This is a genomic window from Staphylococcus sp. HMSC072H03, from assembly GCF_001809305.1.
GTDB classification, from domain to species: Bacteria; Bacillota; Bacilli; order Staphylococcales; family Staphylococcaceae; genus Staphylococcus; species Staphylococcus hominis.
Genome location: NZ_KV796881.1, coordinates 331,346 through 346,992, shown reverse-complemented (window position 1 = coordinate 346,992; position 15,647 = coordinate 331,346). Strand labels below are relative to the sequence as shown.

15 protein-coding genes are annotated in these 15,647 nt (G+C 31.1%); 9 read left to right on the top strand and 6 right to left on the bottom strand.

Annotation, left to right across the window (positions count from 1 at the left end; translation table 11 throughout):
- The 7 genes from HMPREF2578_RS04505 to brnQ all read left to right on the top strand — a co-directional run.
- A partial coding sequence (locus tag HMPREF2578_RS04505; protein ID WP_256275847.1) for a thiamine pyrophosphate-dependent enzyme occupies nt 1-1,533 on the top strand: 1,533 nt, incomplete at its 5' end.
- A gap of 11 nt (nt 1,534-1,544) precedes the next feature.
- A complete protein-coding gene (odhB, locus tag HMPREF2578_RS04500) occupies nt 1,545-2,852 on the top strand; it encodes a 2-oxoglutarate dehydrogenase complex dihydrolipoyllysine-residue succinyltransferase (RefSeq protein WP_017176330.1) in 1,308 nt (435 codons plus the stop codon).
- 680 nt (nt 2,853-3,532) lie between these two features.
- On the top strand, nt 3,533-4,342 hold the full coding sequence (locus HMPREF2578_RS04495; protein ID WP_017176332.1) for a VOC family protein: 810 nt from the start codon (nt 3,533-3,535) through the stop codon (nt 4,340-4,342).
- Between the two features lie 34 nt (nt 4,343-4,376).
- Nucleotides 4,377-4,580 (top strand): DUF6501 family protein, encoded by a 204-nt coding sequence (locus HMPREF2578_RS04490; RefSeq protein WP_025987180.1) that lies wholly within the window; start codon nt 4,377-4,379, stop codon nt 4,578-4,580.
- A 117-nt stretch (nt 4,581-4,697) separates the two neighbouring features.
- On the top strand, nt 4,698-5,489 hold the full coding sequence (locus HMPREF2578_RS04485; RefSeq protein ID WP_017176334.1) for an ATP-binding protein: 792 nt from the start codon (nt 4,698-4,700) through the stop codon (nt 5,487-5,489).
- Between the two features lie 12 nt (nt 5,490-5,501).
- Complete coding sequence (locus tag HMPREF2578_RS04480; RefSeq protein ID WP_017176335.1) at nt 5,502-7,391, top strand: vWA domain-containing protein; 1,890 nt, start codon at nt 5,502-5,504, stop codon at nt 7,389-7,391.
- Between the two features lie 119 nt (nt 7,392-7,510).
- The gene (brnQ, locus tag HMPREF2578_RS04475) at nt 7,511-8,854 is read left to right on the top strand and encodes a branched-chain amino acid-like transporter carrier protein BrnQ3 (RefSeq protein ID WP_037541021.1); all 1,344 of its coding nucleotides are present in this window, start codon (nt 7,511-7,513) and stop codon (nt 8,852-8,854) included.
- 56 nt (nt 8,855-8,910) lie between these two features.
- Here the strand turns inward: brnQ and HMPREF2578_RS04470 are convergent, their stop codons facing one another.
- From HMPREF2578_RS04470 to HMPREF2578_RS04460, 3 genes are read right to left on the bottom strand one after another with little or no spacing between them, the layout of a single operon-like run.
- Complete coding sequence (locus tag HMPREF2578_RS04470) at nt 8,911-10,050, bottom strand: toxic anion resistance protein (protein WP_048762438.1); 1,140 nt, start codon at nt 10,048-10,050, stop codon at nt 8,911-8,913.
- A gap of 35 nt (nt 10,051-10,085) precedes the next feature.
- Entirely contained in the window at nt 10,086-10,712 is a 627-nt protein-coding gene (locus HMPREF2578_RS04465; RefSeq protein WP_017176338.1) for a 5-bromo-4-chloroindolyl phosphate hydrolysis family protein, read from the bottom strand.
- 17 nt (nt 10,713-10,729) lie between these two features.
- Nucleotides 10,730-11,002, bottom strand: coding sequence for an acylphosphatase (locus HMPREF2578_RS04460; protein WP_037541019.1), 273 nt, complete (start codon nt 11,000-11,002; stop codon nt 10,730-10,732).
- 167 nt (nt 11,003-11,169) lie between these two features.
- On the opposite strand from HMPREF2578_RS04460, the gene msaA reads away from it, so the two are divergent.
- The gene (gene msaA, locus HMPREF2578_RS04455) at nt 11,170-11,478 is read left to right on the top strand and encodes a regulatory protein MsaA (RefSeq protein ID WP_017176340.1); all 309 of its coding nucleotides are present in this window, start codon (nt 11,170-11,172) and stop codon (nt 11,476-11,478) included.
- A gap of 205 nt (nt 11,479-11,683) precedes the next feature.
- Nucleotides 11,684-11,884 carry a cold shock protein CspA gene (cspA, locus tag HMPREF2578_RS04450; protein WP_001831260.1) on the top strand — a complete coding sequence of 67 codons (201 nt, stop codon included), beginning with the start codon at nt 11,684-11,686 and terminating at the stop codon, nt 11,882-11,884.
- A 185-nt stretch (nt 11,885-12,069) separates the two neighbouring features.
- Here cspA and lysA read toward each other — a convergent pair whose 3' ends face one another.
- The 3 genes from lysA to HMPREF2578_RS04435 are packed head-to-tail and all read right to left on the bottom strand — an operon-like array spanning nt 12,070 to nt 15,568.
- The gene (gene lysA, locus HMPREF2578_RS04445) at nt 12,070-13,335 is read right to left on the bottom strand and encodes a diaminopimelate decarboxylase (protein ID WP_019835542.1); all 1,266 of its coding nucleotides are present in this window, start codon (nt 13,333-13,335) and stop codon (nt 12,070-12,072) included.
- Between the two features lies 1 nt (nt 13,336).
- Nucleotides 13,337-14,410, bottom strand: coding sequence for an alanine racemase (locus HMPREF2578_RS04440; protein WP_017174710.1), 1,074 nt, complete (start codon nt 14,408-14,410; stop codon nt 13,337-13,339).
- Between the two features lie 6 nt (nt 14,411-14,416).
- Complete coding sequence (locus tag HMPREF2578_RS04435; RefSeq protein ID WP_019835541.1) at nt 14,417-15,568, bottom strand: amidohydrolase; 1,152 nt, start codon at nt 15,566-15,568, stop codon at nt 14,417-14,419.
- Nucleotides 15,569-15,647 lie beyond the last annotated feature (79 nt).

Sequence of the window (15,647 nt, the reverse complement as noted above, 5' to 3'; positions counted from 1 at the left end):
GATGATGTAGAAGCGACAATTGAAGCAATTGATATTGCTATGGAATTTAGAAAAGAATTCCATAAAGACTTTGTCATTGATTTAGTAGGTTATCGTCGATATGGACATAACGAGATGGATGAACCATCTATTACAAATCCAACGTTATATCACAATATTAGACAGCATGATTCAGTTGAAGTGATTTATGGAAATAAACTTGTAGATGAAGGTATTTTAACGAAAGAACAAATGTCTGAAATCATTGATTCTGTACAAAAAGAAATGCGTACTGCTCAAGATAAAATTGATAAATCAGATAAAATGAATAGTACTGTAATGAATAAACCTGAATCGCTTCAGTTACCTTTACAAAGTGATAAAAAAGAGTTTAGCTTTGAACATTTGAAAGAAATTAATGATGCAATGTTGAACTATCCTGAAGATTTCCAGGTATTTAGAAAATTAAATAAAGTATTAGAAAAACGTAGAGAACCTTTTGAAAATGAAAATGGCCTAGTTGATTGGGCTCAAGCAGAACAATTAGCTTTTGCAACAATTGTTCAAGATGGCATATCAATTCGTTTGACAGGTCAAGATAGTGAACGTGGCACATTCAGTCACAGACATGCTGTACTACATGATGAAGACAATGGCAATACGTATACACCGCTTCACCATGTACCAAATCAAAAAGCAACATTTGAAGTGCATAACAGTCCATTATCAGAAGCTGCAGTCGTAGGCTTTGAATATGGATATAATGTTGAAAATAAAAATAGTATGAATATTTGGGAAGCCCAATATGGAGATTTTTCAAATATGGCACAAATGATTTTTGATAATTTTATGTCATCTGCCAGAGCCAAATGGGGCGAGCGTAGTGGTCTAACTTTATTCTTACCACACGCTTTTGAAGGTCAAGGTCCTGAACATTCATCAGCACGTTTAGAAAGATTCTTACAACTGGCGGCTGAAAATAATAGTACAGTGGTCAATCTATCAAGTTCTAGTAACTACTTCCATTTATTACGTGCACAAGCTAAAAGTTTAAATACTGAAGCGATGAGACCATTAATTGTGATGTCACCTAAGAGTTTGTTAAGAAATAAAACAGTGGCTAAGCCAATTAGTGAATTTACAACTGGCAGTTTCAAACCAATTATTGTTGAAGATGCTCAAAAAGCTAAAGTAACAAAAGTCATTTTAGCTTCTGGAAAAATGTTTATTGATTTAAAAGAAACATTAGCAAAAGAACCTAATGAAAATATACAACTTATTGCTGTGGAAAGATTATATCCTTTCCCAGAGGAAGACATTAAAAAAGCTTTAGAAGAATTACCAAATTTAGAATCTGTTGCTTGGGTTCAAGAAGAACCTAAAAACCAAGGCGCATGGTTATTTGTTTACCCATATCTTAAATCTATTGTTGGACATCAATATAATTTAAGTTATCAGGGTAGAATACAACGTGCAGCACCTGCCGAAGGTGATGGAGAAATTCACAAACTTGTTCAACATAAAATTATTGAAAATAGTGTCAAAAATAACTAGGGGGAAATATAATGGCAGAGGTAAAAGTTCCAGAATTAGCAGAATCAATTACAGAAGGTACAGTTGCAGAGTGGCTAAAAAACATAGGGGATAATGTTGAAAAAGGAGACGCTATTCTTGAATTAGAAACTGACAAAGTGAATGTTGAAGTTGTATCTGAAGAAGATGGTATACTTCAAGAACAACTTGCATCTGAAGGCGACACTGTAGAAGTGGGCCAAGCTATTGCAATTGTCGGTGAAGGTAAAGGTAGTACAAGTAGTTCAAGCAAATCACAAAATAACGATTCAACTTCTGAAAATGAAAACATAAAAACAGATTCTGCAGAAACTAATCATTCAACACCACGCACTTCTACTGAAGCACAAGGTAGCGATACAAGTTCAAATGACGACTCAGAATCAATCAATAATAAAAGAGTGAATGCAACGCCATCAGCACGTCGTCATGCTCGTAAAAATGGTATTGATTTAAATGAAGTAGCTGGAAAAGGTAGCGATGTGATAAGAAAAGAAGATGTTGATAATCGTCAAAAAACAAGTCAATCTAATCAAAATACTCAACCTAATTCACAACAAGAAACATCTAAAAAATCAACTGCTAATACGCCTAATAAACCAGTGATTCGTGAAAAAATGTCTAGAAGAAAGAAAACAGCTGCAAAAAAATTATTAGAAGTATCTAATAATACCGCAATGCTCACAACATTTAATGAAGTTGATATGACAAATGTAATGGAATTAAGAAAACGTAAAAAAGAACAATTTATTAAAGATCATGACGGCACTAAATTAGGATTTATGTCATTCTTTACTAAGGCAGCAGTAGCAGCACTCAAAAAATATCCAGAAGTTAATGCTGAAATTGATGGAGACGATATGATTACTAAACAATACTATGATATTGGTATTGCTGTTTCAACAGATGATGGATTATTAGTACCATTCGTTAGAGATTGTGATAAGAAAAACTTTGCTGAACTAGAAAAATCAATTGCAGATTTAGCAGTAAAAGCACGTGATAAAAAACTTGGATTAGATGATATGGTAAATGGTTCATTTACAATCACTAATGGTGGTGTATTTGGTTCTATGATGAGTACACCAATTATTAATGGTAATCAAGCTGCTATCTTAGGTATGCATTCAATTATCACTCGTCCAATTGCTATTGATAAAGATACAATCGAGAACAGACCAATGATGTACATTGCATTAAGCTATGACCATAGAATTATTGATGGCAAAGAAGCAGTTGGATTCTTAAAAACAATTAAAGAGCTGATCGAGAGCCCAGAAGACTTATTATTAGAATCTTAATTTCATTTATTAAAGCGCTAAATATATTGAAATCTTAATCATAAATTGATAAAGAGTAGAATAAGTTCATAATGAATTTATTCTACTCTTTTTAAGTTTTAGTTATATTAGCATTAAAAAAATTACGCTAGAATATTTCGATATTATCATTAGTTAAAAATAAATATGTAATATAGAAATAAAAGAAGATAACGTAAATGTATTCTAATAATGAGAATATAAAAAATAGCAGAGAAGCGCATCCCTCATTATCCATTTATGACTTTTCCAAAGCAGATGCTAACATGTATAAAAATGATAAATTAAGTATTATATTTGGACAAAAAACAGCAAATATTCTTAAGAGTATTACAAAAGAATCTATTAAAAAATAATAATTATTAAAACTACAATAAGTTAAAAACGAACTTTATATAATTTATCAAGTTTGTTTTTAGACAATTAAATAACCTATGATATACCCCCCTACCTTTATAAAACAAGGTAGGGGAGGGGTATAACATATATATTATCTTATATATATGTTATTTATTATACAAACTTTAATCATTTATAATATTTTTATTTATGTATATTTTATAATAAAAAACAATACTCTTATTTAAGCGTTCAACATATTATTCATATATAAAATACGTTATAATGTTTAAGAAAAGATATATAAATGGGAGTGTCGATGAATGAGTGGACTAAGAAGTGTTACGATTGGAACAAGTGATCTCTCAAAAACACAGAATTTATTTCATAATATTTTAGGTCTTAATGTTGCAACAAAAAGACAGGCATTACGTTTTGGTGATGCTGAATTAAATCCTGGTACAAGACTTCACTTTGTAGAAGTTCCTAATCCTAATTATAGAAATGTACATATATCAAGCGTGGGATTAAGAACACCATCGAATGCTGGTTTAGAAGAATATCAACAAATATTAGAAAAAAATAATATTCAATTTAGTTCAATCACTGAATTAAACGGTAATCAGCACTTTAATTTTAAAGATGATAATCATCAAATTTTTGATATCTATTCTAATGAACTGAATGTTGGTATTGGATTAGGCACACCTACTTTTGAAAGTGCTGTTAATCCTCTTCACCAAATTCAAGGGTTGGGACCAGTAATTATTAAAGTAAACGAATTATTGGTTACAACTTCTATCTTTAAAAATGTATTTAATTTAACGCATTATGCTGAATATGAATCTACTGAATTTCCTGATCAAACTGTCCAGGTATTTAAAATCGGAGATGGTGGACTTGGTGGAGAAATTCATTTATATCAATCTAATGAACAAGTTGAATTAAAAGAAGAAGGAATTGTGGAACAAATTGAATTCAGTACAAATTCAACTGAAGACTTTGAACATGCACGAAAAGAACTGGATGAAATTGGTATTCCTTATCAAATATTAAATCAAGGTGATGCTCAATCGTTACGCATTACTGAAGGTAGCGGCATCTCTTTCATATATACTTTAGAAAAAAAATAATATAATTCATTTTATTGGAGGATTTAAAATGGCAATGTTACATGAAGATTGGAAATCACGCACACCAATTAAACAAGTGATGGTAGTTAATACTGATGCAAAAAAATTCACAGTATCAGATATGCTTACTATTGGAAAGCAATATGATGTCATCAATGAAACTGAAGAATATTATCAAATCATTGATAACTCTGGTCTAGTAGGTGGTTATTACAAAGATTATTTTAAAGAAGTTTAAATACATTCAATTTCTAAAAGATAACGATTAAATTAAGACTCAGAGTGATGTACCAATATCTATACATTTATACACGCTCTCGGTCTATTTTTTCATCTTATAAAGGAGAATATTAAAATGCCAAATAATCATTATATCAATTCAGATCAATCTGTATTCAATGATGCACAAGCATTGTTTAATTTAAATAAAAATATTTTATTAAAAGGCCCTACAGGCTCTGGTAAAACACGATTAGCTGAAACTTTAAGTGAAGTAGTCCAAACGCCGATGCATCAAGTTAACTGTTCTGTTGATTTAGACGCAGAGAGCTTATTAGGTTTTAAAACAATAAAAACAAATGAACAAGGTCAACAAGAAATTATTTTTATTGACGGCCCAGTTATAAAAGCCATGCGAGAAGGTCATATCTTATATATTGATGAAATCAATATGGCTAAACCTGAAACATTACCTATTTTAAATGGCGTATTAGACTATAGACGTCAGTTAACCAATCCATTTACTGGAGAAGTAATTAAAGCAGCCCCTGGTTTCAATGTAATTGCTGCGATAAATGAAGGCTATGTTGGTACATTACCAATGAATGAAGCATTAAAAAACCGCTTTATTGTCATACAAGTTGATTACATTGGAGGAGACATTCTTAAAGATGTCATTAAACAACAAAGCCAGCTTCAAGATGATGATATAATTAAAAAAATCATTAAATTTAATGAAGACTTACGTACAATGTCAAAACAAGGACAAATTTCAGAAGAAGCAGCTAGTATTCGTGCGTTAATTGACTTAAGTGACTTAATTACAGTTATGCCAATAGAGAGAGCAATTCAGCGTACAATTATCGATAAACTTGAAGATGAACGCGAACAGCAAGCCATCAGAAATGCAATCGAACTAAACTTTTAGAGAGGGATTATTATGAGTGATCGTTTTATAAAATTTAATGATGAGCAGCTAGATGCTAAGCAAGTCATGATGTTACAAGATTTAGCGCGCTTACTACTGAAAAACGAACAAACTAAAGTAAAAATTCAAAAGTTCCCTTATTATGATCCTATTAATAATACTTTAATTACAAGTTGGTTTTGGTCTCATCGTCCAAAAGATATTGAAAGTGCAGGGTTAAAAACAGATGTCATGCTCGCTGCATATGGTTATAAAATGATGGACGAAGCTATCGTAAATGAAGTTCTTCATGATAATGAATTTAGCCATTCTAAATTTTATCATCAACTCTTTAGATTGCTAGAAGATATGCGCGTTTTTAATTTTATTAAAGAGGAGCGACCTAGCACTGCTAAACAAATTGATTTAAGAGTGAAAACTCGATTATCTTATACGGAATCACAAATTAAATTCTATAAAACAAAAACGGTATATACAGATTTACTTTTCTTATATTTAGAGCGCGCATTTTTAAGTCAAAACTTCTTTGATATACCCACGATACATCCACAATTAGATGACATATTAAATCACATGTTTCAATATTTACCTGATTTTTTCCAAAATGAATCATCTGAAGATAATATGTATCTTGCCCAACGTATCATGTTCCAAATCGATGAAATGTTATCACATGATATGTTAAATGAATATTATCATCTTCCTAGAAAAGTATATGAAGCTATTCACGAAATGTCTTACGAGGATATTAAACGTATGGATGCAAGTAATGTTGATGGCCAAGATAATACAAACGAAGAAACTGACACTACATCAGCCGAAGCTGAAACAAACGCTCAAGATAGTAAATCTGAAGGTGGCGCTTATCTTGAAATGGAATTACATGAAGGTGAAAATAGTGATGTTATGAGTGATAACGACACTGCACGTGAAGGTGATTCAACTGATGATATGACAGATATGATGACGAAAAAAGGACGTGGCTCTAATCATGCACTTGATCGTGATGAAGGCGGTTCTATAGGTTCTAATCCATCATTTGCTTTACGTGGTATTAATGAAAATGTCGAAATAGAATGGAAAGTACCTGATATAGAGCCAGAGTATATTTCAAGCTACCAGCAAGTTAAAAATGAAGTACAATTTGAAACTAAAGATTTAATTCAGATTATAAAGAAAACCATCGATAGAGAACATGTTGACGAACGTCATAATTTGACTAAAGGTCGTCTTCAACGTGATTTAACCAATTGGTTTATTGATGATCAATATAAATTGTTTTATAAAAAACAAGACCTTAGTAAAACATTCGATGCGACTTTTACATTACTGATTGATGTATCTGCTAGTATGTTTGATAAAATGGAAGAAACGATTAAAGGCGTCGTATTATTTCATGAAACATTAAAAGCACTCAACGTTAAACATGAGATACTTGCTTTTAATGAAGATGCTTTTGACTCTGATGATCGAAAACAACCCAATATCATTGATGAAATCGTTCATTACGATCGTTCAATCATGGAAAAAAGCGGACCACGCATTATGTCATTACATCCTCAAGATGATAATAGAGATGGCGTAGCTATACGAATTGCAAGTGAACGTTTATTAAGAAGAAGTCATCAACAACGTTTCTTAATTATCTTTTCAGATGGGGAACCTTCAGCGTATAACTATGCTCAAGACGGTATTTTAGATACGTATGAAGCTGTGGAAATGGCGCGTAAATTTGGAATCGAAGTATTTAATGTCTTTTTAAGCCAAGATCCTATTACTGAAGATATTGAAGAAACCATTCATAATATTTATGGACAATTTGCATTATTTGTAGAAGGTGTTGAAAATTTACCGAGTCACTTATCACCATTGCTAAAAAAATTATTATTAAAATCTTTCTAATAATTAAACTGTATATTGATTTATAATATTCAAATTTTTGTGACATACATAGACTTGTCAATTCTTTTTGTGCTAGAATGTTAAATATTGCAAACATATACATAAAAAGGAGCAATTCTATGAATAAACATACTTGGATTATCGGCTTTACGCTATTTGCTATGTTTTTTGGCGCAGGTAATCTAATTTTTCCTCCTAATTTAGGACAAGAAAGTGGTGCCTATTTCTGGCCAGCAATTTTAGCTTTTTGTTTGACTGGAATAGGCTTACCATTACTTGGAGTAGTCGTTGGGGCACTTGATAAACAAGGATATATTGGTGCCTTTAATAAACTGTCACCGAGATTTTCAGTTATCTTTCTCATTATTATTTATTTAACCATTGGACCTCTATTTGCTATACCACGTACTGCATCTACGTCTTTTGAAATGACTATTACACCCATTACGCATTCAAATAGTAATATGTCTTTATTCATTTTTACATTTATTTATTTTATTGTTGTTTTATATTTATGTATTAATCCTGGTAAAATAGTAGATCGAATTGGATCTTTATTAACTCCTTTATTATTAATTACAATTTTGGCCATGATTATTAAAGGATTTGTAGATTATAAGGGACACAGTTCATCTCATGGAAATCCAGAGATATATTCTTCAAATATAGAAAGTTTTTCACACGGCTTTATTGAAGGGTATTTAACAATGGATGCAATTGCAGCAATTGCATTTTCAATGATTGTGGTTAATGCCATTAAAGCAACAGGAGTTAAACACACCAATCAAATATTTAAACAAACAGTTATAGCTGGATTTATTGCCGCTTTAGCATTAATTTTTATATATGTTTCTTTAGGCTATATTGGTAATCATATGGGAATAAGTCAAAATACGATTACATCTCTAATGGCTAAAAATCAAAATATAGGAACTTATTTACTTACTACCATGGCTACAAACGGCTTTGGTATTCTAGGAAAATACTTACTAGGTATCATTGTTGCTTTAGCTTGTTTAACTACAGCTTGTGGACTTATTGTATCTGTGAGTCAATACTTTTATAGTATATTTTCAAAAATTAGTTATAAGGTATATGTTATAGGTTTTACAATTATCAGTTTTATATTGGCTAATTTAGGATTAAATTCTGTTATAAACATGTCTGTTCCTGTGTTAAGTATTATTTATCCTGTAGCCATTACTATGATTATTTTAATTTTACTTGCGCGTTTTATTCCAACTAAACCTATTGCGCAACAAATACCTATTATTATTGTTAGTCTTGTTTCAATTGTAAGTACAATAAATACATTAGGTTTAATAAAATTAAATGTTATAAATCATTTACCCCTTAAGCAATATTCTTTAGAATGGTTACCTATAGCTATCATTTCAATCATAATAGGGTATATCGTATCTAAGTTTATAAATCAATCGTATATTGTTTATCAAAAGGAATAGATATACTAAACACCGGTTACTTCTTTAAATGAGAGCAATCGGTGTTTTAATTTTATCTATTCTTTTTTCATAGTAAGTAAATGTTCTTTTAATTCATTCTCGAGTTGTGATAATTCTCTTTCAGCTTGTTGACGTTTTTGACGTCCATTATATTGAATTTGCAGTGTTTGTTCAATCGTTTCAATGATGTCATTTTGAGTCGCTTTAAGCGTTTCAATATCTACGATACCACGTTCATTTTCAGTAGCCGTTTCAATTGCATTTTGTTTTAACATGGCTGCATTTCGTGTAAGTAAATCATTTGTGGTATCAGTAACTGCACGCTGAGCTGTTACAGCATTTTTTTGTCTCATTAAAGTGAGGGCAATAGCCATCTGATTTTTCCATAAAGGAATACTTGTGAGAATAGAACTTTGAATTTTTTCAGCTAATGCTTGATTCACATTTTGAATCATACGAATTTGCGGCGCTGTTTGAATTGCAATTTGACGTGATAATTGTAAGTCATAAATTTTTTTATCTAATCGATCAACAAATTGCTCCATATCAGCGACACTTTGAATATCCATTTGATTACCAGATTGTTCTGCATGTTGACGCAATTTAGGCAATTCATTAGCATTTATTTCTTGTTTTTTACGCTGTGCAGCAGCAATGTATAGAGAAACATCCTCAAAATATACTTTATTTTGTTCATAAAGATGATCGAGTAACTGAATGTCTTTAGTTAAATTTCCTTTATGCTTATCCAATTGAATGGTGATTCTATCAACTTGTGAACTTACAGATTGCATTCTAGAAAATACTTCATTTATTGAAGCTTTTGTTCGTCTAAATAAACGTTTAAGTTTAGATTGATTGTCTTGATTCAAGTCATCAGGATTAACTTCTCTTAACTTAGACATTAATTGATTTAAAGTATCACCAATAGGACCCACATCTTTCGATTGAACTTCATCTAACATTTGATGTGAAAATTGAGACATGTTCTGTTGTAGATGTGTCCCAAAAGATAATAGGCCTTCACTATCTAGTGGTTTGATTTGTTGACTAATTGAATCAATTTTTTTTAAATCTTGTTCGTTAAATTGTTGTTCAAAGTCTTGCTTAACATTTTGAGTTGAAACATCATGCGTTTGATGATCTATATAATCATCTAATGGATGTGAGTTAATAAATTGGTCTTTTTGATTCATTTAAAAATTCTCTCCATTCTTATCTTAACTTTAAATTAGTATTTTTTATATCGCTTGTGTTGTAACCGATTAAGTTCCATTTCAATATCTAAACGCTCATAATCATCTTCATTAAGTCTTTTTAAATCTGCAATAAGTGTACGTTTCACCTCATCTAAAGTAATACGTGTTTGCTCTAATTTTTGCTTTTCTTCAGCAGATTTTTTTGGCATTTTAGATAAACGGGTATATGCATCAATTAAATTTAGTGCATTATCTATATGCGAATAAAAGAAACTTTCTACTTTGAAAAATGATGAAGGTCTCTGTTTAACAGCAAAATGAATAGACTTAGAAATTTTATAAATATCATTAATTTGACGAAAATCTTTAATCGATCTGATATTAATATATGATTTTAAAATATTACGAATTTTATTATGTGATTGATTGAGTTGTTGATTAACAAAACGATAGTCTCTACGTGATAATCCAATTTCATTTAAATATTTTTTGGATGTCAATCTTTGAGTAGGAAAATAAGATACAAAAAACATTCCAATACCTATTAGGGCATCAAGTATAAAGGATAAATCAAATCCAAATACACTTGTCACCCATGAGATAATAGCTATTGGAATTCCTACTAAAACACCCAGAAGCCGAGAAAGGTTATATCTCAATATTCATCTTCCTTTATTTAATAAATCGTTTTAAATTCTGAGTATCTATTTGTTACGTCTAAATCTTCAATACTATAATCAGAAACTGAAGATGCAGGAGCAGCACCAGCAATCACTTTATCAATGAATGATTTTATTTGTTCCTCGTCACCTTGAGCATATATATCTACATAATCCTCAACATTTTGAACAGTACCAAATATATCAAGTTTTTTTGCAATTAATTCAGTATGATGACGGAACCCTACACCTTGGACAGTTCCAAATACTTGTATATGTTTATGTTGCATCATTATCACCTCTACATTATATTATACGTATTTTTCCTACAAAAAACTAATAATTAATATACATATCATCTTTATCTCAATTAAAAGAACGGAGTCTTTAAGCTTGAATTCGTCTAAAAAAAAGTTACAATATTTATTAGAGTTTTAATTTGAGAGGGGACTTAGTCATGTGGACAGTTGCAAAGATTCGTGCTGACTACGAGGGATGGTGGTTATTTAGCGACTGGACAGAAAAAATCGTAGAACAACATCATTATAGTAACTATGAAGAAATGTTAGAAGATTATCAATCAATTATTAAAAAAAGTAAAAAATATTATAATAATTATGTTATTGGGAAATATAATATTTATGCATTTTATAATAATTGTGATTTAAATTTTTGTGAAGATTGTGATGAAGATTTACAAATATTTTATAGTTTTATTGTTTTAAATAATAAAGAAGTTTATTATAATCTACCAAAAATTAATTAAAAGAGAATTTTCTATAATTGTATTGCAATTTAGTTCAAACTAACATATAATAGTTATCAAGCAATAGTTTTATTCCATATTGCAAAGAATATCTGTAATATTGATTGATAGCATTTTGTTATTTATACATATTTATAACACGTATTTTTTGTAATATGCGAATAATGCATATTGAATGAATTTTAGTCTTGGAGGTTTCACAATTATGAAACAAGGTACAGTTAAATGGTTTAACGCTGAAAAAGGTTTTGGCTTCATCGAAGTTGAAGGAGAAAACGACGTATTCGTACACTTCTCAGCAATTAACCAAGAAGGTTATAAATCATTAGAAGAAGGTCAATCAGTTGAGTTTGAAGTAGTTGAAGGCGATCGCGGTCCTCAAGCTGCAAACGTTGTTAAACTATAATTTATAGATTGCAAAAATTGACTTTAGTAACACCTTACCAAGATGTAGGGTGTTTTTTATATATAAATGAGGCTGGGACATAAATCTCAAAAAAAATAGCCAGTAAAAGAGTTTTTAAAAACTCTTTTACTGGCTTCTTTATTATGGTGCAACTTGAACGGGTAAATATAAACTTTCTCGTTATTTTATTTTGTATCATTAATTATTAATTGACGTAATGATTGACGTTTGATAACTTCACGTGCTTTTCCATCTTTTAAGAAGAAAACAGGTGGTTTTTGCATTTGATTATAATTAGATGCCATAGAGTAATGGTATGCGCCAGTAGATAAAATGGCTAAATAATCTCCACGTTTTACAGAAGAAGGTAACATAGCATCTCGGATAATAATATCTCCAGATTCACATAATTTTCCGGCAATAGTTACCGTTTCGTCTGCCTTCTCATGACGATTTACAAGTAATGCTTGATATTTGGCTCCATATAAAGCAGTTCTAATATGATCACTCATACCACCATCAATAGAAACATATTTATTTACTTCAGGAATGTCTTTAATTGTTCCAACTTCATATAACGTAATACCCGCTTCGCCAACAATTGAACGTCCTGGTTCAATACCAATTTCAGGAACGTCGTAGTTTAATTTTTCTGATTCAGATTTAATCGCATCTGTAATTTCAGCAATACCTTCTTCAATAGGGAAGCTTACATCACCTTCGACATATTTAATACCAAAACCGCCACCTAAGTTAAGTAATTCAACTTGGATATGATGCTCGTTAAGCCAATTTAAAACAATTTTAGCTGTTTCAATCATAGCTTCAGTACCCTCAATTTGTGATCCTACATGGAAATGTATTCCTTTTAAATGAAGATGTTTTGATGCTTTGACTTTTTCAACTGCTTGAATTGCAAGACCATGTCGAATTGAAAGACCAAATTTACTATCTTCTTGACCAGTTTGAATAAATTCATGGGTATGAGCCTCTACGCCAGGATTCACACGAATGACAACATTAACTCTATCACTTGCATAGCGATTGATTAATTCAATTTCTTCTAAAGAATCAATAACAAAGTAACCAACGCCACTTTCTAAAGCATATTGTATTTCACGTTTCGTTTTATTATTGCCATGGAAGTGGATGCGACTAGGATCAAATTTAGCCTCTAATGCTGTATAAAGTTCGCCTTCAGATACGACATCTAATTGTAAGTTTTCTTCTTGAACTAACTTTACCATTTGAATGCAAGTAAAGGCTTTAGAAGCATATGAAATATTGTATTTTAATCCACTTTTTTGAAAAGCATTATGAAATCGACGCATTTGATTGCGAATTTCATCTTCATCATAAACAATGGTAGGCGTACCAAAACTTTGAGCTAGTGTTTTCAAACTTGTACCCGCCATTGTTAATTCACCGTAATCATTATATTTAACTGACATTTTATCTAAACTCCTTTATAAGAGAATCGTGATTCATCGCACTAAGTTGTTCTGAATTAGCGCCAACACCTTTGAATGTGTATTCATCAATGCGTATATCATTATTATATAGTATCACTTCATCTTGTGCATGAACATCATCATCGACTTCAACAAACATATGACTCATCATTAATGCTCGAATAGGGTAACGTTTGCCATTAATTAATGCTTCGTGTGTTGCACGTTTTTTTAAAATACCATCACCATAGCCAATATCAACAACTGCAAGATGTGTATGATCATGCGTTGCTTCAAATGCAAAACTATAACCACAATAATCACCTTTATTTACTTCACGAACTTGAATTACATTTCCTTTTACGGTTAAGGCTTGTTCAATCTCATGTTCATCTAATTTGCTATATGGTCTTGAACCATATAAAGCGATACCTACACGTGCATGTGTATGATAGGGAAGAAGTTGTTGTCCTTCACGATAATAACTCGCACTATTTTGCGCATGGATAAGTTCAAATTGGTATCCTTCATTTAATAATGTATTAACGACGTTTAACCATGCTTCACGTTCAATCCCATATTCTGGAACATCAAATTCATCTGCATATCCAAAATGTGTCCATAGGCCAACGATATTCATTTCACTTCCATTATCATTTTCATGATGATGAAGTACTTCTTTAATTTCATCAAGATTTTTGAAACCTGAACGATGGAGTAAATTTTCAAATTCTAAGTGAACATTAATATCTTTTAATTCACTTTTGTACTGATAATAATATTCTAAAGAGGGAAGCGTCATTTGAATATTATTATTTCGAACTGTATCAAAGTCATAAACTGCATTCATTAAAAAAATTGTAGCATGAGGTGCAAGTTTACGAACTCTCACTGCTTCTTTTAAGGAAGTCGTACTAAATGTATGGATACCTGCTTCTAAAAATGTTCTTACTGCAAACTCTAATCCATAATGATAAGCATTATTTTTTACAACTGCCATTATTGATTGATTATTCTTTACTTTAGTTGCATTTCTTAAAAAGATTTTTGAATCAACTGACCAAACTGCTGTCAATTTAATTTACTCCTTTCCATAATGGTTCAATATTTGTTCATAGTAATTGGCAACATCAATAAGCACTTTTTCGTCAAAATTTAAATGCGATGTATGTAAGCCTGTGATAAAGCCTTTATCTTCATTTCGAGTTCCTACAAAAGCAAAGTAAGACGGTGCTAATTGTTGGCCATAAAAACTAAAGTCTTCGCCGAATAAAAATGGCAGAGGCTTTTCAATAACTTTTAAATTAGCAGATAGAATAGATTGTTCAACGATATGACGTAGTTTAGGACTATTCATTGTAGCAGGATATCCTTCTTCAAATTTGACTTCACAATCAACATTGAATAATAATTTCACACTTTTTGCAATTTTATTCATTTGATTTTTCACGATATTTAAATCAGTGGCATCATAAGTACGAATAGTTCCTTCTAAATAACCATTACTAGGAACCGTATTAATTGCTTCACCTGCATTAAAGTGGCCCATATGAACAATATTACGTTTTAGTCCATTTAAATGATATTGCTGTATTTGACCAACTTGATTTAAAACATGAATCAGTGCTTCGCCACATGAATGACCTTGCTCTTTATCAGCTACATGACTAGATAATCCTTTTAAGAAAAAACGATATTCAGTGGCACTTGCTGTAATTTCTTCATCGCGTATCACGACTTGTCCTTCGTCAGCGAAAGGATTTACATGAATGCCAAATACTGCTTCAATAGGATATTGATTAAAAGCACCGGCTTTAATTAAGCGATTTGCGCCACCGCCTGTTTCTTCAGCTGGTTGGAAGATAAACACGACATTATGAGGTAATTGATGTTGATCAGCCATCGCCTTACATCGTTTAACAAATAACATCAATGCTGTTGTATGACCATCGTGACCACAAGCATGCATCACATTATCTGTTTGACTACGATAATCGACATTATTTTCTTCAAAAATGGGTAGGGCATCAATGTCTGCCCGAAATGCAATTGTATGGTCACTATTACCTTCTAAATATGCAATAGCACCCGTTTCAAGAGGTTGCTCGTAAGATACATTTAATTCATCTAAAAATCGAGTAATATATTGAGTTGTCTCAAATTCATGAAGACTTAATTCTGGATGTTGATGTAAATGTCTTCTATGTTGTGTGACAAATTCTAATTCGCTCATCTTAATCAATCCTTTATTCATTTATTATTCAACTTATGTATTTATTTAATCGTAAAGGCTGAGAACATGTTGTCCCAGC